The 24,754-nt window shown below is 38.9% G+C and carries 22 protein-coding genes and 1 pseudogene; 21 read left to right on the top strand and 2 right to left on the bottom strand.

Translation table 11 applies throughout. The features are described 5' to 3' along the window. A pseudogene (locus QM923_RS04580) lies at positions 1-132 on the bottom strand (haloacid dehalogenase); the annotation flags it as partial. A gap of 207 nt (positions 133-339) precedes the next feature. Here QM923_RS04580 and wecB point away from each other — a divergent pair. The 12 genes from wecB to QM923_RS04520 all read left to right on the top strand — a co-directional run bounded on the left by wecB (position 340) and on the right by QM923_RS04520 (position 10,589). Next, positions 340-1,494, top strand: a complete 1,155-nt coding sequence (wecB, locus tag QM923_RS04575; protein ID WP_414291041.1) for a non-hydrolyzing UDP-N-acetylglucosamine 2-epimerase — start codon at positions 340-342, stop codon at positions 1,492-1,494. Further along, entirely contained in the window at positions 1,494-2,270 is a 777-nt protein-coding gene (locus QM923_RS04570) for a hypothetical protein (protein WP_414291040.1), read from the top strand. Before wecB ends, QM923_RS04570 begins: the two co-directional genes overlap by 1 nt. Positions 2,271-2,412: 142 nt before the next feature. Beyond that, positions 2,413-3,723 carry a glycosyltransferase family 2 protein gene (locus QM923_RS04565; RefSeq protein ID WP_414291039.1) on the top strand — a complete coding sequence of 437 codons (1,311 nt, stop codon included), beginning with the start codon at positions 2,413-2,415 and terminating at the stop codon, positions 3,721-3,723. An 8-nt stretch (positions 3,724-3,731) separates the two neighbouring features. Beyond that, complete coding sequence (locus QM923_RS04560; RefSeq protein ID WP_414291038.1) at positions 3,732-4,835, top strand: glycosyl hydrolase family 8; 1,104 nt, start codon at positions 3,732-3,734, stop codon at positions 4,833-4,835. A gap of 104 nt (positions 4,836-4,939) precedes the next feature. Next, entirely contained in the window at positions 4,940-5,443 is a 504-nt protein-coding gene (locus QM923_RS04555; RefSeq protein WP_414291037.1) for a GNAT family N-acetyltransferase, read from the top strand. A 79-nt stretch (positions 5,444-5,522) separates the two neighbouring features. Then, the gene (locus tag QM923_RS04550) at positions 5,523-6,923 is read left to right on the top strand and encodes a bifunctional Cof-type HAD-IIB family hydrolase/peptidylprolyl isomerase (RefSeq protein ID WP_414291036.1); all 1,401 of its coding nucleotides are present in this window, start codon (positions 5,523-5,525) and stop codon (positions 6,921-6,923) included. Position 6,924: 1 nt separating this feature from the next. Continuing rightward, complete coding sequence (locus QM923_RS04545; protein WP_004252382.1) at positions 6,925-7,287, top strand: S1 RNA-binding domain-containing protein; 363 nt, start codon at positions 6,925-6,927, stop codon at positions 7,285-7,287. A gap of 48 nt (positions 7,288-7,335) precedes the next feature. Next, a complete protein-coding gene (locus QM923_RS04540) occupies positions 7,336-8,085 on the top strand; it encodes a tRNA1(Val) (adenine(37)-N6)-methyltransferase (RefSeq protein WP_006151401.1) in 750 nt (249 codons plus the stop codon). Continuing rightward, entirely contained in the window at positions 8,075-8,359 is a 285-nt protein-coding gene (locus tag QM923_RS04535; RefSeq protein WP_195184158.1) for a GIY-YIG nuclease family protein, read from the top strand. Before QM923_RS04540 ends, QM923_RS04535 begins: the two co-directional genes overlap by 11 nt. An 84-nt stretch (positions 8,360-8,443) precedes the next feature. Beyond that, a complete protein-coding gene (locus QM923_RS04530; protein WP_414291035.1) occupies positions 8,444-9,379 on the top strand; it encodes a manganese-dependent inorganic pyrophosphatase in 936 nt (311 codons plus the stop codon). A 63-nt stretch (positions 9,380-9,442) separates the two neighbouring features. Continuing rightward, the gene (locus QM923_RS04525; protein WP_414291034.1) at positions 9,443-9,955 is read left to right on the top strand and encodes a YiiX/YebB-like N1pC/P60 family cysteine hydrolase; all 513 of its coding nucleotides are present in this window, start codon (positions 9,443-9,445) and stop codon (positions 9,953-9,955) included. Continuing rightward, positions 9,939-10,589 (top strand): DUF1803 domain-containing protein, encoded by a 651-nt coding sequence (locus tag QM923_RS04520; RefSeq protein WP_414291033.1) that lies wholly within the window; start codon positions 9,939-9,941, stop codon positions 10,587-10,589. Before QM923_RS04525 ends, QM923_RS04520 begins: the two co-directional genes overlap by 17 nt. Positions 10,590-10,781: 192 nt before the next feature. Here the strand turns inward: QM923_RS04520 and QM923_RS04515 are convergent, their stop codons facing one another. Then, the gene (locus tag QM923_RS04515; protein ID WP_414291032.1) at positions 10,782-12,227 is read right to left on the bottom strand and encodes a UDP-N-acetylmuramoyl-L-alanyl-D-glutamate--L-lysine ligase; all 1,446 of its coding nucleotides are present in this window, start codon (positions 12,225-12,227) and stop codon (positions 10,782-10,784) included. Positions 12,228-12,332: 105 nt separating this feature from the next. Here QM923_RS04515 and QM923_RS04510 point away from each other — a divergent pair, with 105 nt between their 5' ends. From QM923_RS04510 to QM923_RS04470, 9 genes are all read left to right on the top strand, one after another. Then, entirely contained in the window at positions 12,333-13,955 is a 1,623-nt protein-coding gene (locus tag QM923_RS04510) for a putative polysaccharide biosynthesis protein (RefSeq protein ID WP_414291031.1), read from the top strand. Positions 13,956-14,144: 189 nt separating this feature from the next. Further along, positions 14,145-16,103: a peptide ABC transporter substrate-binding protein gene (locus tag QM923_RS04505; protein WP_414291030.1), complete on the top strand. Its 1,959-nt coding sequence runs from the start codon at positions 14,145-14,147 to the stop codon at positions 16,101-16,103. Between the two features lie 145 nt (positions 16,104-16,248). Next, positions 16,249-17,343: a cystathionine gamma-synthase gene (locus QM923_RS04500; RefSeq protein ID WP_414291029.1), complete on the top strand. Its 1,095-nt coding sequence runs from the start codon at positions 16,249-16,251 to the stop codon at positions 17,341-17,343. A 4-nt stretch (positions 17,344-17,347) separates the two neighbouring features. Continuing rightward, entirely contained in the window at positions 17,348-18,514 is a 1,167-nt protein-coding gene (locus tag QM923_RS04495; RefSeq protein WP_414291028.1) for a MalY/PatB family protein, read from the top strand. A 91-nt stretch (positions 18,515-18,605) separates the two neighbouring features. Further along, complete coding sequence (locus QM923_RS04490; protein ID WP_414291027.1) at positions 18,606-21,704, top strand: DEAD/DEAH box helicase; 3,099 nt, start codon at positions 18,606-18,608, stop codon at positions 21,702-21,704. A gap of 46 nt (positions 21,705-21,750) precedes the next feature. Beyond that, on the top strand, positions 21,751-22,344 hold the full coding sequence (locus QM923_RS04485) for a cystathionine gamma-synthase (RefSeq protein ID WP_314944161.1): 594 nt from the start codon (positions 21,751-21,753) through the stop codon (positions 22,342-22,344). Between the two features lie 11 nt (positions 22,345-22,355). Further along, positions 22,356-23,690, top strand: coding sequence for a UDP-N-acetylmuramate--L-alanine ligase (gene murC / locus QM923_RS04480; protein WP_006151975.1), 1,335 nt, complete (start codon positions 22,356-22,358; stop codon positions 23,688-23,690). 8 nt (positions 23,691-23,698) lie between these two features. Next, positions 23,699-24,214, top strand: coding sequence for a GNAT family N-acetyltransferase (locus QM923_RS04475; protein WP_414291026.1), 516 nt, complete (start codon positions 23,699-23,701; stop codon positions 24,212-24,214). Continuing rightward, positions 24,211-24,705, top strand: a complete 495-nt coding sequence (locus QM923_RS04470) for a GNAT family N-acetyltransferase (RefSeq protein ID WP_414291025.1) — start codon at positions 24,211-24,213, stop codon at positions 24,703-24,705. The genes QM923_RS04475 and QM923_RS04470 overlap by 4 nt, the downstream gene beginning before the upstream one ends. Positions 24,706-24,754: the final 49 nt, after the last annotated feature.

Genomic DNA, 24,754 nt, shown 5'->3' with positions numbered 1-24,754 from the left:
AATACAGCCGTAGCCACTAGAAACAGCTCGCACATGACCATCAAACAAATCATTAATTTCCTGTAAAACTGCATCTAATCGTTCTTCACCAACAACCATACTCATCTTGAGAACTCCTCCAAAAAGGAATGTTAGTAAAAGTTGCTGAAACCATTTATTACAAAAGGATTTCACAGTGTTACAAAACTATTAAAACCATTAGTGGATTCTAAAAAAATTTGACATTTAAATTAATTGTCGGTAAAATAATTAAGACAATCAAATTAATTGATTATTGAAATATTCTATATTCGAATCAATATTATGTGTCAAATTTTATTATGTTTAAAGGAAACCATAATGGAAAAACTTAAAGTGATGGTTGTTTTTGGAACGCGTCCAGAAGCCATCAAAATGGCCCCTTTAGTGTTGGAATTACAAAAGCACAGTGATTGTATCGAAACGATTACAGTTGTAACTGCTCAACACCGTCAAATGCTAGATCAGGTTCTTGAAACCTTCCGTATTCAACCAAACTATGATTTAGATATTATGGGGAAAAATCAGTCACTTTTAGATATTACTGCTAAAATTCTCCAGAAGTTCGATCCTATTGTTAAGAAAGAACTTCCAGATATGATTTTGGTACACGGTGATACTACAACAACTTTTGTAGCAAGTCTGGTAGCTTTCTATAATCAAGTTGGCATCGGGCATGTTGAAGCTGGGTTAAGAACCTTTGATAAATATTCTCCATTCCCAGAAGAGATGAACCGTCAGATGACAGATAATCTAGCGGATCTCTATTTTGCTCCAACGACTGATAGTAAGGAGAATCTTCTTAAGGAAAACCATCCTGAATTTGCTATTATCATCACTGGGAACACCGCTATTGATGCTTTAAAATTGACTGTTCAATCAGATTACTATCATGAAGTCCTAGATCGATTGGATCCTTTAAAGAAATTAGTTTTGGTGACAATGCACCGTCGTGAAAATCAAGGTCAACCTATGCGTGATGTCTTTGCTGCCTTGCGCGAAATGGTAGATGTTCATTCAGAATTAGAAGTTGTCTATCCTGTTCACCTTAGCCCTGCAGTCCAAGAAGCTGCTATGGATATTCTTTCTGGTCATGAACGAATTCATTTGATTGAACCATTAGATGTATTAGATTTTCACAATTTGGCATCAAGAAGTTATTTTATCATGACGGATTCTGGAGGTGTTCAGGAAGAAGCTCCTTCTTTAGGGAAACCAGTTCTTGTCCTTCGTGATACAACTGAACGTCCAGAAGGAGTACGAGCAGGAACTCTAAAATTAGTTGGAACAGATCCAAATCGTGTGAAAGAGGCAATGACAGCACTCTTAACTGATGAAAAACTCTATAAAGATATGTCTCAAGCTCCGAATCCTTATGGTGACGGAAAAGCTTCTGAACGGATTGTTCAAGCCATTCAACATTATTATGGTTTGACGGAAGCTGTATCTGAATTTAGAGAAGGAGATGAAGCATAATGAAAAGCTGGATTAAATTTAGGAGCTGGTCTATTGCTTTAATTGGATTTGAGTTATTTCTCCTAGTGTTTTGTGGGCTTTATGCTAGACAACTCTTACTTGAACAAATCTTATTTTTCTTCTTAGCCTTGTTTGCAGCCTTGGTATTATCAGATTTGTTGCTGACTTGGACAATATTGTTAAGCTTTGGTCTAGGCATTATCTTTTTAGTGCTGGGCATTGTCTATATCCCAAGTCTTCAAGTTTTTATTTTCCTTTTTAGTTTTCCTGTTTTAATTGGAATTTTAATCAAGATTCGTTATTATCTCTTTAAGATGGTTTCTCAGGTGCAAGATCAAGAAGAAGAGGCTGCTCTAGAATATGAATCTATGCTTTCTTCTAAAAGCGAGGAAATACAGACTCTCTTAATTCATTGGTCCCATGAGGACTTATTCTTCCAAATTAAACCTAAAGAGTATAATCGTATGCTAAGTCGGATTCAAGATGTCATTTCACAGAGTCTGATGTACAATGATAAACTCTTTTATATTTCAGAGGGGAATTTCCTTGTTATTTCTGATAACAATCAACATTCCTTGAAGGAAATCTATTTCAATGATTTGAAGGAAAAACTAGAAGAGTTAGTTTTTCATGGTGAAGACGGAAATCAAGGAATTCAATTTCAAACGGGTTACTTGATAGTTGACTCTGAAAACAGAGAGAAAAATAAACACTACTCTGATTTAACTAGTCATTTAAAACGTCAGCTAGAGACGGATGTCATTGTAGAATATTAGGAGGAGAAAATGAATCTGACAGAAACATTTTGGGGAGTTGCTTTTGGAGTAAGTCTCGTGTTTGGCATTTGTTTTGTCATATTATTTATTGCGTACAAGGTTTTATACCATCGTGTAAATAAAAATTTTAAGGCGGTGGATCATGATTAGTCAAATATTGATGATTTTTACTTTGATTTCTATCTGGATTTCTCTTGCCTGGGGATTGGTTATTCTTTTTTCGGCTGTTCACTTTTGGTTTAAACATAGTGATTTTCGTGTTGATACAACACCATTACCATACTACCCTAAGGTGACGATTGTCGTTCCTGCCCATAATGAAGATGTGGTTATTGCACAGACAGCTAAAGCCATCCTTGATTTGAATTATCCTCACGATCGTGTGGAATTGCTCTTGTTTGCAGATAATTGTTCAGATAACACTTATCAAGAGTGCTTATCTGTTAAGTCTATGCCAGAATACGCTGGAAGAGATCTAACCATTATCAATCGTAGTGGTACTGGAGGTAAAGCTGGAGTTCTTAATGATGCTTTGAAGATGGCTACAGGAGACTATATCTGCGTTTATGATGCTGATGCTATGCCTGAGAAAAATGCTCTCTATTTCCTTGTCAAGGAAGTCATGAAGGACCCAGAACGTCATGTGGCCTCTTTTGGTAGAAATAAAACGCGTAATGCGAATCAAAACTTCTTGACGCGTTGTATCAATCAAGAAATCGTCGTTACCCAGCGTGTGCACCATGTGGGTATGTGGCATCTCTTTAAAATTGGACGTATACCTGGGACCAACTTCCTTATTCAAACTGAGTTTGTAAAAAGTATTGGTGGTTGGAAAAACGGTGCCTTAACAGAAGATACCGACATTTCCTTTAAAATCATGCAGAGTGGAAAATTGATTGCCCTTGCTTATAATTCAGAGGCCTTCCAACAAGAGCCAGAGACTTTAAAGAGTTATTACATGCAACGGAAACGTTGGGCTAAGGGGAACTATGAAGTAGTCCTATCAAACTTTAAGCACCTGTTTGGTAAAGGAAACTGGCGTGTTAAGTTAGAAGTCTTTAACTATTCTTGTATCTTCTTTTGGTTTAACTTTGCCATTGTTCTTTCTGATTTGATTTTCTTTGCTAATATAATCGCAATGCTTGTTCGTATATTTGTCCCGGACTTTGATATTCCATTTGCCTTTGATGCAAACAATATTTACATCACTCAATTAATGCTCTTCAACTGGATTTTCATGATTGGCCTTTATTTGATGCAGATTATGATTGCATTAGCGAGCCAATTTGGGCAAGCAACAAGCAGGCAGGTTTGGTTGGCCTTGTTAGCTTATTTCACTTATGCTCAACTATTTATCGTAGTATCTATTGATTCCATTACGTCAATTGTGATGGACAAGATTCTTCGTAGAAAAGAAACGAAGTGGGTTAAAACCAAACGCTTTGCAGGTTAGGGGGAACTATGAAACTGAATAAATTAAAATATGTATGGTTTGTTCTCATCCTTTCAATCTTTTGCCTAACCTTGTTCTTGGCAAGAGGAAGGAGCAAAATCGAAATGCGTAATCGTATCTACCATCAATGGAGTCAGCAGTTCCTCATTTCAAATGGGGATCAAACTTATGTTCGTACGACTAGTAGTGGCGATGAGACAACTGTTTTATCAGAAGCTCAGAGTTACGGTATGCTCTTGACAGTTTATACAGCTCAAAAAGGACAAGCCAATCAAGAGAATTTTGATAGCCTGTATCGTTATTATAAAAACCATCGACTAGAGGGGACTCAGTTGATGTCTTGGAAGCAGGTTATCAAGAATGGACAAGAAACTGTTGAAAAGCATAATGCTACAGATGGCGATCTCTATATTGCTTATTCCTTGATCGAAGCTGCTAAGCAGTGGCCAGATAAGGCTCAGGAATATGAAGGTCAAGCCAAAAGTATCTTGATTGATATTCTTCGATTCAATTATAACGAGGATACTGGTGTTCTAAAGGTAGGAAATTGGGCCAAAAAAAATACGGATTTTTACTATTTGATGAGAACATCTGATACACTACCTCATTATTTCCAAGTATTTTATGATCTAACTGGTGATAAACAATGGCTCGATATTAAGGATAAAATGCTTGGGCAATTAGAGCAAATTAGTTCTCAATCTGAGACAGGTCTCTTGCCAGACTTTATCTGGGTAGAGAAGTCAGGTGCGCGTGTTGCTGATGGTAATACCATTGAATCTCAATACGACGGAGCTTATTCTTATAACGCTTGTCGCTTGCCTTACCACTTGGCACAGAGTCGGGACGAAAGAAGTCAGAAAATCGTTCAAAAGATGATGGCTTTCTTTATGAAAGAGAAACGGATCTATGCCGGGTATGATCTTCAAGGCCATGCTTTAAATCAATATCAAGCAGGAAGTTTCTTAGCTCCAATTACTTATGCGGCAAATACTGTCGAAGGGAATCTTAAACTCCTTCAACAGAATAAATATATTTTTACGCAAGATTTACCATTGGATAATTATTATGATGCAACTATGATTACTATGATTGCTCTTGAGCTATTCTAAAATATAAAAAGAGACTAGTTTTACTAGTTCTCTTTTTTGGTGTTTTTTTCTGACCTTGGCGTGCTATAATGGCAATAGAAGGAGTAAAGGTGGGTAAGTCAAAGATGAATTGTAAGATTAGAAATATGATTAAGTCTGATATTGAATCCTTATCTCATGGATTTATGAATCAAGGTTGGCCTGGTAGAGAGGAAATTTTGGCTAGATATTTTCTGGAACAGGAAAGTGGGGAGAGAGAAGTCTTAGTTGCAGAGATTGATGGTGCTGTAGCGGGCTACGTTACCATTTTGCCCTCTGCTAAACATGGTCCTTTTGCAGAAGTCTATCCAGAATTATCAGATTTTAATGTGTTTGAGCCTTTTCGAAATCAAGGGATTGGGAATCAACTGCTAGAAGAAGCAGAAAAACGAGTCAAGTTTGTTTCGAGTAAGGTCACTCTTGGTGTAGGTTTGCACTTAGGCTATGGCCCTGCCCAGAGATTGTATATCAGACGGGGCTACATTCCAGATGGGACAGGTGTCTGGTATCGAAATCAACCCTTGGAAATGAATGCAACTAGCCAAAATAATGATGATTTGGTTTTGTATCTAGTAAAGGAATTCGGATAAGAGACAAGGATTTTATTGGGATGTGGGATTTCTCTACTTTATGGTATAATGGAAAGAGTGAATTGAAGGAGGTATTATAATGGATGCCAAGTTAAGATACAAGGCTAAGAAGATTAAGATTATCTTTTTTGATATAGATGATACTCTACGAAATTCAAAGACAGGTTTTGTTCCAAGTACTATTCCAACAGTCTTTAAACAATTACGCGAAAAAGGAATTTTGACAGGAATTGCGACTGGTAGAGGCATTTTTGGTGTCGTCCCAGAGATTAAAGCCCTCAAACCTGATTTCTTTGTAACCTTGAATGGTGCTTATATTGAGGACAAAAAGGGCAATATCATTTATAGTAACAAAATTGCTAAAGATAAGGTTGAAGAGTATATTACTTGGACCAAAGAAGTTGGAATTGAATATGGTTTGGTGGGAAGTCATGCTGCTAAACTATCAAGGCGAACAGAGATGATTAGCCAGGCGATTGACCCAATTTATCCTAATTTAGAGGTGGACCCTGATTTTTACCAAAAAGAAGATATTTATCAGATGTGGACCTTTGAGGATCAGGGTGATGACCTTGTGTTGCCTGAAAGTTTAGCATCGACTTTGCGTATGGTACGCTGGCATGAACATTCATCAGATGTTGTGCCGATTTCCGGTTCAAAAGCAGCTGGAGTTGCCAAAGTGGTAGACCAATTAGGTCTTAAACCTGAAAATGTGATGGTTTTTGGGGACGGACTTAACGATTTAGAGCTCTTTGATTATGCAGGTATTAGTGTTGCTATGGGCATTTCTCATGACAAAATCAAAGAAAAAGCAGATTATATTACAAAAACAGTAGAAGAAGATGGCATCTTTGATGCCTTAGAAGGATTCGGTATGGTAGAAAAAGAATTACATTTTCCACAAGTAGACATTGAAACAGCAGAAGGTCCAATTGCGACTATTAAGACAAATCATGGGGATATGCGTATCAAACTTTTCCCTGATCACGCACCAAAAACAGTAGCCAACTTTATTGCTCTGTCAAAAGATGGATACTATGACGGTGTGATTTTCCACCGTATTATTAAAGATTTTATGATTCAAGGTGGAGACCCAACTGGAACCGGTATGGGTGGAGAGTCTATCTATGGAGAATCTTTTGAGGATGAGTTTTCAGAAGAACTTTACAATGTCCGGGGAGCCCTATCTATGGCTAATGCTGGGCCAAATACAAATGGTAGCCAGTTCTTTATCGTGCAGAATCAACACTTGCCATATTCTAAGAAAGAAATTGCTCGTGGTGGTTGGCCAGAACCAATTGCGGAGATTTATGCAGAACAAGGTGGAACTCCTCACCTAGACCGTCGTCATACTGTATTCGGTCAACTTGCGGATGAAGCTTCTTATGAAGTTCTGGATGCAATTGCAGGTGTCGAAACAGGTGCAATGGACAAGCCAGTTGAAGATGTCGTAATTGAAACTATTGAAATTGAGGACTAAAATGAAAATCGGTGATAAGCTAAATGGCCGTATTACTGGGATTCAGCCCTATGGAGCTTTTGTTGAGTTAGAAACAGGAGTGACAGGCCTGATTCATATTTCGGAGATTCGGACAGGATTTATCGAGAATATTTACGAGGTTTTAAAAATCGGTGATGAAGTCCAGGTACAAGTAGTAGATTTTGACGAATATACAGGGAAGGCTAGCCTTTCCATTCGTACCTTGGAAGAAGAAAAACATCAACTTCCTAGACGGAGACGTTTTTCGAATGATCGCATCAAACATGGATTCGCGCCGCTTGGTCGCATGATGCCTGTTTGGACACGAGAAGCCTTGGAACATTTAAAGAAAAACAGTAATTGATATCCCTCAAATCATTGTGATGTTATTATATTTTGCTATAATGGAAGTATGAACGAAGAACAATTATTAAAAACAGGAGAGCGAATTAACCAACTCTTCTCTACTGACATCAAAATTATTCAAAATAGTGAGGTTTTCAGCTATTCAGTGGATAGTGTACTTTTGTCACGCTTTCCTCGTTTTCCGAAAAATGGTTTGATAGTAGATTTCTGTGCGGGCAATGGAGCTGTTGGACTGTTTGCCAGTAGCCGGACCAAGGCTAAAATTCTATCTGTAGAAATTCAGGAACGTCTTGCTGATATGGCCGAACGCTCAGTACGTTTAAATGGGCTGGACGGACAGATGCAGGTCATCTGTGATGATTTGAAGAATATGCCAAGTCACATTCAGGGGAGCAAGGTTGATTTGATTTTATGCAATCCCCCTTATTTTAAAGTGGATCCAAATTCTAATCTGAATGAAAGTGAGCATTACCTTTTAGCTCGGCATGAAATTACAACCAATCTTAAGGAAATCTGTCGTAGTGCCCAGAGTATTCTCAAATCAAATGGGCGTTTGGCAATGGTTCATCGTCCTGATCGATTATTAGATATCTTAGCTACGCTCCAACAGCATAATCTGGCTCCAAAACGTCTGCAATTTGTTTATCCTAAACGGGAGAAGGAAGCCAATATGCTTTTGATTGAAGCTATCAAGGACGGCTCCACTAGTGGTTTTAAGGTTTTACCACCACTCATTGTTCATAATAGTGATGGTACTTATACACCAGAAATTCAAGAGATTTACTATGGATCATAAGGCTTATATGTATGTGGTAGAGTGCCGTGATGGTTCCTACTATACAGGCTATACAACAGATGTGAAGAAACGAATTGCCGTGCACAATAGCGGTAAAGGTGCCAAGTATACACGAGCTCGATTGCCGGTAAAACTCATCTTTGCGGAAGGTTTTGACAGCAAGGAAGAGGCCATGTCTGCTGAAGCTCTTTTCAAGCGCAAGACACGTATGCAAAAAGAACATTATCTCAAAGAGTGTCAAAATAAGAATTTAGTCGATACTTTTGAAATGTAATGAGGAGTCCTTTGACTCCTCTTACTTTTGTCAAAAAGCGAAAAAAATGCTACAATAAAGAGAATAAAGAAACGAGGTATTATCATGTCTAAGATTCTAGTATTTGGTCACCAAAATCCAGATTCAGATGCTATCGGCTCATCTGTGGCCTTTGCTTATCTTGCAAAAGAAGCTTACGGTTTGGATACAGAAGCAGTGGCTCTTGGAACTCCAAATGAAGAAACAGCTTTCGTATTGAACTATTTTGGTGTGGAAGCACCGCGCGTGATCACTTCTGCTAAAGCAGAAGGTGCAGAACAAGTTATCTTGACTGACCACAATGAATTCCAACAATCTGTTTCAGATATCGCTGAAGTAGAAGTTTATGGTGTTGTGGACCACCACCGTGTGGCTAACTTTGAAACTGCAAGTCCACTATACATGCGTTTGGAACCAGTTGGATCTGCGTCTTCAATCGTTTACCGCATGTTCAAAGAACACGGTGTAGCAGTTCCAAAAGAAATTGCAGGTTTGATGCTTTCAGGTTTGATTTCAGATACTCTTCTTTTGAAATCTCCAACCACTCACCCATCTGATAAAGTCATTGCTCCTGAATTGGCTGAATTGGCTGGTGTGAACTTGGAAGAATACGGTCTTGCTATGCTCAAGGCTGGTACAAACTTGTCAAGCAAATCTGCTGAAGAATTGATTGATATCGATGCCAAGACATTTGAACTCAATGGAAACAATGTCCGTGTGGCTCAAGTGAACACAGTTGATATTGCTGAAGTCTTGGACCGCCAAGCTGAAATCGAAGCATCCATCCAAGCCGCAAATGCAGCTAACGGCTACTCTGACTTTGTCTTGATGATTACAGACATCGTCAACTCAAACTCAGAAATTTTGGCTCTTGGTGCTAATATGGACAAGGTAGAAGCAGCCTTTAACTTCAAACTTGAAAACAACCACGCTTTCCTTCCAGGTGCTGTTTCACGTAAGAAACAAGTGGTACCACAATTGACTGAAAGCTTTAATGCATAATCATAGATGGGGAAGCCCATTGTTAAAAAGGAGTTTCGGCTCCTTTTTTGCTAGGAGAGAAGTATGTTAGAAAATGGTGATTTGATTTTTGTGAAAGATGATTCGGATATAGGACAGGCCATCCAGGAATCTACTGGTCACTATAGCCATGTGGCCATCTTTTTGGACGGACAAGTCTATCATGCCACGGTAGAAGGTGGCGTCCTTGCTCAGTCTCCTGAGGACTTCTTTGAACACGGGAAAGTATATGACCTTTATCGCTATGAGCAGATTGATGGTGCAGAGGTCAAAAAGCGAGCAGAGAGTCTCTTAGGGGCTCCCTACAATGCTTCCTTTTATCCAGATGGAGATGGTTTCTATTGTTCCCAGTTTGTAGCAGAAATCCTCCCTATTTTTGAGACCATTCCCATGAAGTTTGGGGATGGTGAGCAAGAAATCAGTGATTTCTGGAAAGACTATTATCGAGAGTTGGGTCTTCCTGTACCTCTGAATCAGCCTGGCACTAACCCGAGTCAATTAGCAGCATCACCACTTTTAGTTTGTAAAGAAAGGAATCTTCATGATTCAGATTTTTAATCCATCTCGCTTGACGCGACAACCATTCTTTAGAGATTTGGTAGACTATCTTGATCAGCATGATGATGTTATCCTCCGTGAAATCAAGGCTCAGTTTCCAGAGGTCGCAGTTGACAAGCTCTTGGAGGAGTACATTAAAGCGGGATTGATTTTAAGAGAAAATAAACGCTATTATCTCAATCTTCCATTTCTAGAATCTACAGAATCTCTTGCACTTGACCAAGAAGTCTTTGTGAGGGATGATAGTCCTATCTATCAAGAAATCCTGGAGAAAGATTTTAAGACAGAATTGCGCAATCAAACAAATGCAGCTATCCTAGAAGAGCACACCGATTTTGCAAGGGAAAAGATGACCTTGTCTAATTACTTTTACAAGGTCAAGTTCCACTATCCACTGACGGAAGAACAGCAGAGACTGTATGAAATTTTAGGGGATGTCAATCCTGAGTATGCTCTCAAGTATATGACTACTTTTTTGCTTAAGTTTCTTAAGAAAGATCAACTTATGCAGAAACGTCGTGATATCTTTGTTGATAGTTTAGTCTTATTAGGCTACATTGTTCAAAATGAAGATGGGAAATATGAGTTGACTGTAGAATTTGACAAAGAACGATTCATCTTTAGAAAAAAATAGAAGAGAGAGTGGGACAGAAATCGGTAATTCGTTAGAATTCGATTTCGTCGTCCCACCTCCGCACAGTTGAGTAGGGCTGTAAAAGCTGATGAAATCAGCGTAGTAGAGCCCACTCAACCACTGCGTCTTACTCGATAATCCAAAGACAATTGAGAGGCTAGGACTTTTGTCCCAGCCTCTTCTTTAAATATACTATAGATAACGTTCTGCAACAGCAGCATCTCCAGGATAGTCTTCTTTCTTACCTTGAATGATTTGGTAGCAGTCAGCTCCTTTACCAGCGATAATGACCGCATCCAGTTCTTGACTTGTAACAGACATCGCAGTCTTGATAGCTTGTTCACGGTCAGCAATCTTTTCAACAGGACGATGGATGTAGCTACTAATTTCATCCGCAATGGCCATCGGATCTTCATAGTTTGGATCGTCAGCCGTTAGAAATACTTGAATTTCAGGATGTTGATCGAGGAGAAGTCCAAAGTCCTTGCGACGGCTTTCTCCCTTGTTTCCAGTAGAACCAAGAACTAAAGCAATCTTTCCAGTCTGATGTGTTTCAACAACTGAGATTAGTTTTTTAAGACTGTCACCATTGTGGGCATAATCAATGAAAACTTTTGCGCCATTTTTCTGAGTGAGAACTTCCATGCGGCCAGGGACACGAGTAGTAGCAATCCCTTTTTTAATGTCTTCAAGACTAGCACCTAAACGAAGACAGGCAAGTCCTGCAGCGACTGCGTTTTCTTGGTTGAAATGTCCAATCAATTGGATATCATAGTCTCCTGCTAATTTACCAGTAGCTGAGAAGCTAAAGGCTTTGGAGTTTTCGATCTGGTTATTTGACTGGCTACCGTAGAAGTCATGTTCTTGTTTTTCTACTTGTTCTTTCAAGATTGAAAAATGGTCCATATCACTATTGATAACTACTGCACGGCTATTTTTCATCAAGAGACGCTTGTGGTAGAAGTAGTCTTCAAAGGTTGGATGTTCAATAGGACCAATATGGTCAGGACTGATATTGAGGAACACTCCTACATCAAAAGTGAGGCCGTAGACTCGCTTCACCAAGTAGGCTTGACTAGAAACTTCCATAATAAGGTGGCTTCTTCCATTCTTAACAGCCTGGGCCATCATATCAAAGAGGTCGATGCTTTCAGGTGTTGTCAGAGCAGATTTAAAGAAAGTTTTTCCGTCCAAAGTCGTATTCATAGTTGATAACATAGCTGGACGATGTTGCTGATTTAAGATATTGTAGGCAAAGTAAGCTGCCGTAGTTTTTCCTTTAGTACCAGTGAAAGCAAGTAATTTTAATTTTTCCTGAGGGTTACCATAAAATTCCATGGCAATCAAACTCATAGCTTTTTTAATATCGCTAACGACAATAACAGGAATGCCTACTTCGTAGTCCTGATCGGCTACATACCAACCGAGTCCTTGTGAGATTGCCGAAAGAAGAAATTCCTTCTTAAAAGCAGCTCCTTTTACAAAAAAGAGGCTATTATCTTTTGCTTTTCGGCTATCGTAGCAGATGCTATCAAAAGTTACATCACTGAAATGATAGTGGTAATGTCCTTGGTCGATAATCTCACGGAAGAGATCGTCTTTCTTTAAAATATTTAATACGGTTTCAATCTTTATCATACTTTCTATTGTAAACTGAAAGTCTGAATTTTACAAGTAACAAGGAAAAGTTTATAATGGAAGATAAGGAACATTTCCTAGTTATTAAAATTGAATGAGGAAGTTATGTCTAACGAAAATAATCATCAGCAGGCCCAGATGTTACGTGGGACTGCCTGGCTTACAGCTAGTAACTTTATCAGTCGCTTGCTCGGGGCTATTTACATTATCCCTTGGTATATTTGGATGGGAACATATGCTGCTAAGGCAAATGGACTTTTCACCATGGGTTATAATATCTACGCTTGGTTCTTGTTGATTTCGACAGCAGGTATCCCAGTGGCGGTCGCTAAGCAGGTCGCTAAATACAATACCATGCATGAGGAAGAGCATAGTTTTGCCCTGATTCGAAGCTTCTTAGGCTTTATGACTGTATTGGGACTTGCCTTTGCTTTGATCTTATATCTCTTTGCACCTTGGTTGGCCGATCTTTCGGGTGTCGGGAAGGATTTGATTCCCATTATGCAAAGTCTAGCTTGGGCTGTCTTGATTTTCCCATCTATGAGTGTTATCCGTGGATTTTTCCAAGGCATGAATAATCTTAAACCTTATGCCATGAGTCAAATTGCTGAGCAGGTTATCCGTGTGATTTGGATGCTCTTAGCAACCTTTATCATCATGAAGCTCGGTTCAAAAGATTATCTATCAGCAGTTACTCAATCTACTTTTGCTGCTTTTGTGGGAATGGTAGCTAGTTTTGCAGTCTTGCTTTATTTCCTTTATAAGGAAGGATTGCTCCAAAAAGTTTTTGAAACCCGAGATAAGATTGATAGTAAGTGTCTTTTGGTTGATACGATTAAGGAAGCTATTCCTTTTATCTTGACTGGTTCGGCTATTCAGCTTTTCCAAATCTTGGACCAAATGACCTTTATCAATAGCATGAAGTGGTTTACCAACTATAGTAATGAAGACTTAGTTGTTATGTTTTCTTATTTCTCTGCCAATCCTAATAAAATCACTATGATTTTGATTTCGGTTGGAGTTTCGATTGGTAGCGTTGGTCTGCCTCTCTTGACGGAGAACTATGTCAAAGGGGATTTACCAGCAGCTTCTCGTCTAGTTCAAGATAGTATCACCATGCTCTTCCTATTCCTCTTACCTGCAACGGTTGGAGTAGTTATGGTAGGTGAACCACTCTATACAGTCTTTTACGGTAAGCCAGATGGCTTGGCTATGGGCTTATTTATCTTTGCAGTCTTGCAATCAACAATTCTAGGCTTGTACATGGTCTTGTCACCAATGCTTCAGGCTATGTTCCGTAACCGCAAGGCAGTCTTGTATTTTGTTTATGGCTCAATTGCTAAGATTGTTCTACAATTACCATCGATAGCTATTTTCCATAGTTATGGTCCTCTCATTTCAACGACTATCGGTCTTATCATCCCGAATGTCTTGATGTATCGTGATATCTGTCAGGTTACAGGCGCGCGTCGAAAGATTATTCTGAAGAGAACAATCTTAGTTACTATTTTGACTCTGGTTATGTTTATTCTAGTAGGACTCTTGCAATGGATTATTGGATTTGTCTTCCAACCAACTGGACGTTTCTGGAGTTTCCTATATGTCGCCTTAATTGGTACAATCGGTGGCGGGCTTTACGGAGTTATGTGTCTCTATACTCGACTTTTGGATAAGGTTATTGGAAAGGCAAAAGCTGACCAGTTGCGAACACGAATAAAATTATCATAATAGTTTATAAATAAAATGAACAGTTTGAACTTTTAAGGAAAATAAGTTTAAATTGTTCATTTTTTATTTAAAAAAGAGAGAAAAAAATAAAAAATGTAGAAAAAAATAAATTTTTAACACATAATCACTTGACTAAAAAAAACTTTAACTGTATAATGATACAAATATTTAAATTTGGAGGTTCTGTTTATGAAAAAGTCTAAGGCAAAATATCTGACGCTAGCAAGCGTTGTCCTAAGTGCAGGTCTGCTATTGGCGGCTTGTAGCAACTCAGCTAGTTCTACTAAAACATATAATTATGTATACAGTAGCGATCCATCTAGTCTAAACTATCTCTTAGAGAATCGTGCAACAACAGGTGATGTTGTGACAAACTTGGTAGACGGTTTGATGGAAAATGACCAATACGGGAACTACATTCCTTCATTAGCTGAGGATTGGACAGTTTCCCAAGATGGTTTGACTTATACTTACAAACTTCGTAAGGACGCCAAATGGTATACAGCAGATGGTGAAGAGTACGCCCCAGTTACAGCACAAGATTTTGTGACAGGATTGAAGTATGCTGCGGATAAAAAATCTGAAGCTCTCTATCTCGTTCAAGACTCTGTTGCTGGCTTGGATGACTATATCAACGGAAAAACAACAGACTTTTCAACAGTTGGTGTAAAGGCTATTGACGACCAAACTGTCCAATATACCTTGACTCACCCAGAATCTTACTGGAACTCAAAAACAACTGCGACTATTCTGTTCCCAGTAAATGCAGACTTCTTGAATTCAAAAGGGGATGATTTCGGTAAAGTGGATCCAGCAAATATCTTGTATAATGGTCCATTTATTCTCAAATCATTCACATCTAAATCTGTCATGGAATACAAGAAAAATCCAAATTACTGGGATGCAAAAAATGTATTCGTAGATGAAGTGAAGTTGACTTACTACGATGGAAGCGACCAAGATGCCTTGGCACGTAACTTCATGGAAGGAGTTTACAGCTACGCACGTCTCTATCCAAATAGTTCGAGCTTTGAAGGAATTAAGGAAAAGAATAAAGATAATATTATTTACAGCATGCAAGATGCGACATCCTACTATTATAACTTTAACCTAGATAGACAATCTTATAACCATACTTCAAAAACAACTGATGCTGAAAAGACAGCCCAACAAGAAGCAGTTTTGAATAAATCATTCCGTCAGGCTATCAACTTTGCCTATGACCGTACTGCTTACGGTGCCCAATCTCAAGGGGAAGATGGAGCAACTAAGATTATCAGAAACTTGCTCGTTCCACCATCATTTGTAACACTTGATGGTAAAGATTTTGGTGATGTCGTAGCTTCTAAGATGGTCAATTACGGTCAAGTATGGCAAAATATGAACTTCGCTGATGCCCAAGATGCTTACTACAATGCCGATAAGGCCAAAGAAGTCTTTGCTCAAGCCAAGAAAGAATTGGAAGCCAAAGGTGTTCAATTCCCAATTCACCTGGATTTACCGGTTGACCAAACCTTTAAGAAGGGGGTGTTAGAGGCAAGTTCTTTCAAACAATCGATTGAATCTGTCCTAGGTGCAGATAATGTCGTTATCGATATTCAAATGCTGACTACTGAGGAAATGGATAGTATTGGTTATCTAGCGAATACAGCTGCACAAAAAGACTATGACCTTTATAACGGTGGTTGGGGACCAGACTACCAAGACCCATCAACTTACCTCGATACTCTTAGCTTAACAAGTGGTGGCTCACTACAAAACCTCGGTTTGGAACCAGGAGCAACCAATGCTAAAGCAACAGCTGTTGGTTTGGATGTCTATACTAAGATGTTGGAAGAAGCCAATGCTGAACAAGATTTGAACAAACGTTATGATAAATACGCTGAAGCACAAGCTTGGTTGGTGGATAGCTCTCTAGCAATTTCAAACGTTTCTAAAGGTGGAACACCTACATTGAGAAAAACAGTTCCATTCTCTGCCGCCTTCTCTCAAGCTGGTAATAAGGGTGTTGAATCCTACAAATACGTGAAATTGCAAGATAAGATTGTCACAACAGCTGAGTATGAAGAAGCTAGACAAAAATGGCTGAAAGAAAAAGAAGAATCTAATAAAAAAGCCCAAGAAGAATTAGTAAAACACGTTAAATAATCAGTCTATTCAACAGGAAAAACGATAGTTTCTAAGGAAACTATCGTTTTTGTATAGTTTGAAACTATAACTAGCTCTTGAAAACAAGAAAACGAAGGATCCAAAATAAGTGGTACAATAGTTACTATAGATTTGGAGGTAAAGTATGAGCAAATCATTTCACATCAACACAATTTTAGCACAAGCAGGCATCAAGTCTGATGAGGCAACAGGTGCTTTGGTTACACCTATTCACTTTTCAACGACTTATCAGCACCCAGAATTTGGTCAATCAACTGGATTTGACTATACCCGCACCAAAAACCCAACTCGTAGCAAGGCAGAGGAAGTTTTGGCAGCTATTGAATCAGCCAAGTATGCTTTGGCGACTAGTTCAGGTATGTCTGCGATTGTGTTAGCCTTTAGCGTTTTTCCAGTAGGAAGCAAGGTTTTGGCTGTCCGTGACCTTTACGGTGGCTCTTTCCGCTGGTTCAATCAAGTGGAGCAGGAAGGACGATTCCACTTTACTTATGCCAACACAGAAGAAGAGTTAATTGAAGAGCTAGAAAAGGATGTGGATGTACTTTATATCGAAACGCCAACCAACCCTTTGATGTTGGAATTTGATATTGAAAAATTATCAAAATTAGCTCATGCTAAGGGTGCTAAAGTTGTCGTCGACAATACCTTCTATAGCCCGATTTACCAACGTCCAATTGAAGATGGAGCAGATATTGTCCTTCATTCAGCGACAAAATACCTTGCAGGCCATAATGATGTTCTAGCTGGTGTAGTTGTGACAGATAATGCTGATTTGTACGAAAAACTCTTTTACAATCTCAACACGACAGGGGCTGTTTTGTCACCATTTGACAGTTATCAATTGATTCGTGGTCTTAAAACCTTGTCACTTCGTATGGAGCGCTCAACAGCTAATGCTCAAGAAATCGTAGCCTTTTTGGAACAATCACCTGCAGTCAAAGAAGTCTTGTATACAGGTCGCGGGGGAATGATTTCCTTTAAAGTAGCAGATGAGAAGCGTATCCCTCATATCTTAAACACTTTGAAAGTATTCTCTTTTGCTGAAAGTCTGGGTGGTGTTGAAAGTCTGATTACCTACCCAACCACTCAAACCCATGCAGACATTCCTGCAGAGGTTCGTCATTCTTATGGACTGACCGATGACCTTTTACGCTTGTCTATTGGTATTGAAGATGCTAGGGACTTGATTGAAGATTTGCGTCAAGCTTTGGAAGGATAAGACTATGGGGAAATATGATTTTACGACTTTGCCCAATCGTTTTGGACATCATACCTACAAATGGAAAGAAGCAGAGACTGACCGTCAAGTATTGCCTGCCTGGATTGCTGATATGGACTTTGAAGTCTTACCTGAGATCCGTCAGACAGTACATGATTATGCAGAGCAATTAGTCTATGGTTATACCTATGCTAGTGATGGATTGATTGAAGCCGTTCAAAACTGGGAGGAAAAACATCATGGTTATCGCTTTGATAAGGATGCTCTTGTCTTTATCGAAGGGGTAGTGCCAGCTATTTCAACAGCCATTCAAGCCTTTACCAAAGAAGGTGAAGCGGTTCTGATTAACACACCGGTTTATCCTCCTTTTGCTCGAAGCATTAAGCTCAATAATCGTAGACTAATCACCAACTCTCTAGTAGAAAAAGACGGACTTTTTGGGATTGACTTTGATCAATTGGAGAAAGACTTTGTCGAAGAAGATGTGAAACTCTACGTTCTCTGCAATCCTCATAATCCTGGTGGACGCGTTTGGGAAAAGGAAGTCTTAAAGAAGATTGGACAACTGTGTCAAAAACATGGAGTCTTGCTGGTATCTGATGAGATTCACCAAGATTTAGCCTTGTTTGGAAACAAGCACCAGTCATTTAATACGGTAAATGAAGATTTTAAAGAATTTTCACTGATTTTAAGCAGTGCTACCAAGACCTTTAACATTGCTGGGACGAAAAATTCCTACGCTATTATCGAAAATCCTAAGTTGAGACTTGCTTTCCAAAAACGCCAGCTGGCTAATAATCAACATGAAATCTCAGGTTTGGGATATTTGGCAACAGAAGCTGCCTATCGATGTGGTGAAGATTGGTTGACAGAACTCAAAGAACTGATTGAGAAACACATCAATTATGTAATGGATGTATTTGGTAAAGAAACTAAAATCAAGGTCATGAAACCTCAAGGGACCTATCTCATTTGGCTTGATTTTTCAGCCTATGATATTAGCGATGAAGAGCTAAGAAAGCTTTTAAGAGACAAAGCCAAAGTTATCCTGAACAGAGGCTTGGACTTTGGTGAAGAAGGAGCCCTCCACGCTCGTCTCAATGTAGCCATGCCAACATCTATTTTGGAAGAAGTCTGCCAACGAATCATTGCCACTTTTTCAAATCTTTAAAAACTAGCCTTTTAGGAGAAAAGTCTTCCTAGAAGGCTATTTTCATAGGCGAAAATATGGTATAATTAAGAGATAAAGTAAAGGGGAAATTATGGCTAAATTGATTCCAGGAAAGCTTCGAATGGAGGGAGTGGAACTCTATGAAACTGGTCAGATTGAAATCATTAAAGAACAAGACCATCGCATCTATGCGCGTGTAGCGGAAGAAGAAATTCGTTATAGTTTAGACGATGACTTGATTTTTTGTGCATGTGATTTTTTCAAAAAAAGAGGTTACTGTGTTCATTTGGCAGCATTGGAATATTACTTAAAAAATGACCAGCTAGGACAGGAAATCATACTCAATCTGGAGGCTAATCAGGAAGAGAAGGAAACTGTTGAGACACAGGTGACTTTCGGAGGAGAATTCTTGAAGTCTATCCAAGTTCCGCGCCAATCCAACATCTATCGGCTTTCTGCTCAAGGGCAGGCGGAAGCAGGAACCAATCGCATTATCTGGACTTTAAGAATTGGCCTTGCTCAGCAAGACAAGTTTTATGTGATTAGGGATATCCCCCTTTTCTTAAAAGTCATAGAGTTTTCCAAACCTTACATGATAGGAAAATATTACGAGTCTTCATTAAGACTTGAACAATTTGATAAAGCCAGTCAAGAAGTTTTGAATTTTTTACTTGGATTAGTTGAGGAGAAAACAGACAATTCTATTTTTTTCCCAAATCAAGGACGACATCTCTATTTCCCTAAAACCTTTTTTGAGCAGGGGGCTAATCTACTGATGGGATTAGATGCCTTTCAGTTTGACCACCAACTTTCGAGTTATCATCGTCTTCTCTTCCAAGACTTTGATAGCCAAGCAGGTTTGTTTTTATTTAGAATTGAAGAAAAATCCAACTATTTTGAAATGGAAATTTTCGAACAGGCAGGGCTTAATTTCTTTTACAGAGGACAAGTATTATTCTACAAGGGGAATTTTTTCCTGATGACGAAAAAACAGGCTAGTTTATTAGATACGCTTAGAAAAGTTCCTTTAGACAATGGTGGCAGAAAGATCTTACAGTTTGATACTCGTGATCGAGACCTTTTAGCTTCGACCTTGTCACAGTTTAAATGCCTAGGAAAAGTAGAGGCTCCTGCTTCACTACAAATCCAATCCTTCCGTCCGTCTTTTTACATGGATCGTGAAGAGGATGGTTCTATTCGATTAGATATGCAATTTCAATATGAAACTTGCCTAGTAACCAATCGTAATGAACTAGAGAACCTCCCTTTTGCTAGTGACATTCAACTAGAGAAACAGATTTTTCAGTTGGCCTTATCTGCTGGGTTTGAAGCAGATTTTCGTTCGTGGCGTCAAAATCTAAAAGCTGAAGCTGTCCATGCTTTCTTTCAGGAAGTTTTACCAGCCTTTGCAGCACTTGGAGAATTAAAGATTTCTGAGAGTTTGCAAGATCTTTATCAGGTTCAGAAACCTCAAATTCATATCTCATCCAAGGGAAGTCTTTTAGAAATTCAATTTGATTTTCAGGATATTGATCAAGAAGAAATCAATCGAGCAATGAAAGCCTTAGTTGCCAAGCAAGATTATTATATTTCTTCCTCTAACCAGGTCTATTATTTTGATGAACAGACAAAACGTATTCGACAAGATTTAGAAGACTTAGGAATTGATGAGATAGAGATTGCTGCTTTCCAGGCTCGCAAGTCTTTGGCTTATACCTTATCTCATCTGTTTAAGGACCAGGATCAAGTTACGTTTACTGATGAATTTCGTCATTTGGCGCATCATTTAACGCATCCAGAGGATTTTCCAATGAAACCTCTGAATATCAAAGCAGATATCAGAGACTATCAGAAAAAGGGGATTCAATGGCTTCAGATGTTAGACCATTATGGATTTGGTGGAATTTTAGCTGATGATATGGGACTTGGAAAAACCTTACAAGCCATCGCCTTTTTAAGTAGCCAACTTCAGGAGAATAGCCGTGTCTTGATTCTTGCCCCATCTGGTCTCATCTATAATTGGGCTGATGAATTTAAAAAATTTGCACCGGATTTGGATGTGGCTGTCGTACATGGATTGAAACCTTATCGCGAGACTATTTTAGCAGAAAAACATCAGGTCTATGTGACCAGTTATGCCACTTTCCGTCAGGATAGTGAAATCTATCGAAATTTATCTTTTGATTTTCTATTTCTAGATGAAGCCCAGGTGATGAAAAATGCCCAAACCAAAATTGCTAAGATTTTGAGAAAGTTTGTGGTTCCATCAGTTTTTGCTCTTTCCGGAACACCAATTGAAAATAATCTAGGGGAATTATGGTCTATCTTTCAGATTGTATTGCCAGGACTTTTGCCAGCAAAAAAAGACTTTATGAAATTGCCTGCTGAGAGAGTGGCACAGTTTATCAAACCATTTGTCATGCGTCGAAAGAAAGAGGATGTTCTTACAGAGTTACCTGATCTGATAGAAGTCGTTTATAAAAATGAACTGGAGGACCAGCAAAAAGCTATCTATCTAGCTCAACTTCAACAGATGCAAGAGCGCTTGGGACAAGTGACCGATGCAGAATTTCAACGAAATCGAGTTGAGATTTTAACAGGACTCATGCGTCTTCGCCAGATTTGTGATACTCCAGCTCTATTTATGGAAGATTATAAGGGAGATAGCGGGAAGCTTGATAGTTTACGAGATCTGCTAGGTCAAATTGCTGAGGGAAATCATCGTGTACTCATCTTCTCTCAATTTAGGGGAATGCTTGATCGCATCGAAAAGGAGTTGCCTCAGCTTGGCTTAACTTCCTTTAAGATTACTGGCTCTACACCATCACAGGAGCGTCAAGAAATGACCAAGGCTTTTAACCAAGGTGAGCGCGATGTGTTTTTGATTTCTCTTAAAGCTGGTGGAGTTGGTCTCAATCTTACTGGTGCGGATACAGTTATTCTGGTAGACTTATGGTGGAATCCGGCAGTTGAATCGCAGGCTATTGGCCGGGCCCACCGTATGGGACAAGACCAAGCTGTTGAGGTTTATCGTCTGGTAACTAGAGGTACAATCGAGGAGAAGATTCAAGAGTTGCAGGAACAGAAAAAAAATCTGGTCTCAGAAGTATTGGATGGAACAGAGTCTCGTGGAAGTCTCACACTTACTGAAATTCAAGAAATATTAGGAATTTCTGAAGCCAAGACTTGAAAAATCAAGACTTTACGTTATAATGGAGTATTGAAAGGGAATAAAAATGAAACAAGTACGATTTCCAATAGTGTCAGATGATGAGATTATGCTGACAGAGATGCCATTTATGGATTTATATGATGAGTCGGATCTCATTAGTAATATCAAGGGAGATTACCAGGACAAAAACTACTTGGAATGGTCACCAATTACTACCGAAAAAAATCCACTGGTTCAAGCATCAGATAAGCTACCTGAAAAGAAGGAAAAATCCTATGCTGAACTTGCTCGTGAAGAAGCAAGAGCTGATCTAAAACGGAAACGTTCAGCAAAATATTTGACTCAAGATGTTAGTTTTACGAAACGTTATAAACCTTCAAATAATGTAGTAAGACAGGCAAATCAGCCAACAGCTCCTTTCCAAAAGGAAAATCCTGGGGAGCTAGCAAAATTTAGTGACAAACTAACTCAGAACCATTATATTTTGGCTGAAATGGCTCCACAGATGCAACAGACAACCAAAGAAGAGCATCTTGGACCGAAGAAAAATAATTATGATTTTTTAAAGAAAAGCCAAATTTATAACAAAAAAGAAAATCAATCAGAAAAAGAACGTAAAATTGCTCAAGAGTTGAACTTGACAAATATGACAGAGTAAAGGGGAAAAAGATGGCAAAAACCTATCATTTTATCGGAATTAAAGGATCAGGGATGAGTGCCTTAGCCTTGATGTTGCACCAAATGGGGCATAAGGTCCAAGGATCTGATGTGGAAAAATATTACTTTACACAACGTGGACTGGAGCAAGCAGGTATCAAAATTTTACCTTTTGATGAGAAGAATCTTCAAGGGGACTTAGAAATCATCGCTGGGAACGCCTTTCGTCCAGACAACAACGTTGAAATTGCCTATGCAGACAAGAATGGACTAAGCTATAAACGTTATCATGAGTTTCTTGGTAGCTTTATGCGTGACTTTATCAGCATGGGAGTTGCTGGAGCACACGGTAAGACTTCAACAACAGGTATGCTTTCTCACGTTTTGTCACACATCACTGATACAAGCTATCTAATTGGAGATGGTACAGGCCGTGGTTCTGAAAATGCCAAGTATTTTGTCTTCGAATCAGACGAGTACGAGCGTCATTTCATGCCATACCATCCAGAATACTCTATCATCACCAATATCGACTTTGACCATCCTGACTATTTCACAAGCTTAGAGGATGTCTTTAACGCCTTCAATGATTATGCTAAACAAATCACCAAAGGTTTGTTTGTCTACGGTGAAGATGCTGAGTTGCGTAAGATTACGGCAAATGCCCCAATCTATTATTACGGTTTTGAAGCAGACAACAATGACTTTGTAGCTAGCGATTTGCTTCGTTCTACTACAGGTTCAACTTTTACAGTTCACTTCCGTGGACAAGAGTTAGGTCAATTCCACATTCCAACTTTTGGTCGCCACAACATCATGAATGCAACAGCAGTAATTGGTTTGCTTTATACTGCTGGCTTTGACTTAGATTTGGTGCGTGAACACTTGAATACTTTTGGGGGCGTTAAGCGTCGCTTTACAGAAAAGATTGTTAACGATACAGTCATTATCGATGATTTTGCGCATCACCCAACTGAAATCATTGCAACTCTAGATGCTGCGCGTCAAAAGTACCCAAGCAAGGAAATCGTTGCTATTTTCCAACCGCATACTTTTACTCGTACAATTGCTTTGTTGGATGATTTTGCACAGGCCTTGAATCAGGCTGACGCAGTTTACCTAGCACAAATCTATGGATCTGCTCGTGAAGTTGACCATGGTGATGTTAAGGTTGAGGATTTAGCAGCTAAAATTGATAAAAAACATCAAGTTATCACTGTTGAAAATGTGTCTCCGCTCTTAGACCATGACAATGCTGTATACGTCTTTATGGGAGCAGGTGACATTCAATCATATGAATACTCATTCGAACGTCTCTTGTCAAATTTGACAAGTAATGTTCAGTAAGGAACACCATGGAATTTCCAATTAAAATAAGGGAAGTTCAGCAATCTGATATCGAGCAGGTTTGCTTGATACAGGAGAGTAGTCAAAACTTCCAAGAAACATTTAATAGAGAAATAATAGAAGAACGTATCCGTAATTTTGCGGATACGTTTCTCTTAGCTAGTTTAGATGATCAGGTGATTGCTTATATTTTAGCGACAGATTTTGCTACATCCTCAGTAAGTAGATGGATAGTAGAGATGGCAGATGTAGAAGCTATTAGTAATGGAAATCTTGTGATTGATGCTTTATCTGTTCATCCGAATTATCAAGGGCAAGGATTTGGAACCTTGTTGCTTGCAGCCATGAAACAAGTTGCTCTTCAGAAAAATAGTCCAGCTATTTATCTGGTCTGTAAAGATGAATTGCTGTCTTATTTTGAGATGAATGAATTTATAGAGCAAGGAATAGCAGACCTGGGAGTCGGAAATGAAGTTAATTTTCTCATGTGTTGGAAGAATCCCTTTTATCAGGAGGAGCTATGATTATTCGACAAGCTAGACTGAGTGATTTAGACAGTATTTTAGAGATTGAATTAGAGAATTTTTCAATTGAAGAAGCCATACCTCGATCTGTCTTTGAAGCACATTTAAAGGAAATAAAAACGAGCTTTCTAGTGGCTGAAAAAGAGGGGGAGATACTCGGTTATATCGAAGGTCCAGTAGTCCCTCATCGTTATTTACAAGATCAGTCTTTCACTGAAGAAATAAAAGACCACAGTCATAAGGAAGGTGGTTATATTTCTGTGACTTGTCTTTCTATAGCAAAAGAAGCTCAATCTCTAGGGCTGGGGAAAAAACTCCTGACCGCATTGAAAGAAGTGGCTCTTAAGCATGAACGAGAGGGGATCAATCTGACCTGTCATGACTACCTTATTGGATACTATGAGAAGCATGGTTTTGTCAATGAAGGAAAGTCTAAGTCCCAATTTGCGGGAGAAGAATGGTATGATATGGTATGGGAAAACAAGAATTAGTAAGTAGAAAGGCTTCTAAGGTTGCTTTTCTTTAGTTTTTAAGATATAA

The sequence above is a fragment of the Streptococcus infantis genome (genome assembly GCF_047463275.1).
Lineage (GTDB): Bacteria > Bacillota > Bacilli > Lactobacillales > Streptococcaceae > Streptococcus > Streptococcus infantis_AF.
This window is presented reverse-complemented; position numbering and strand designations above follow the sequence as displayed.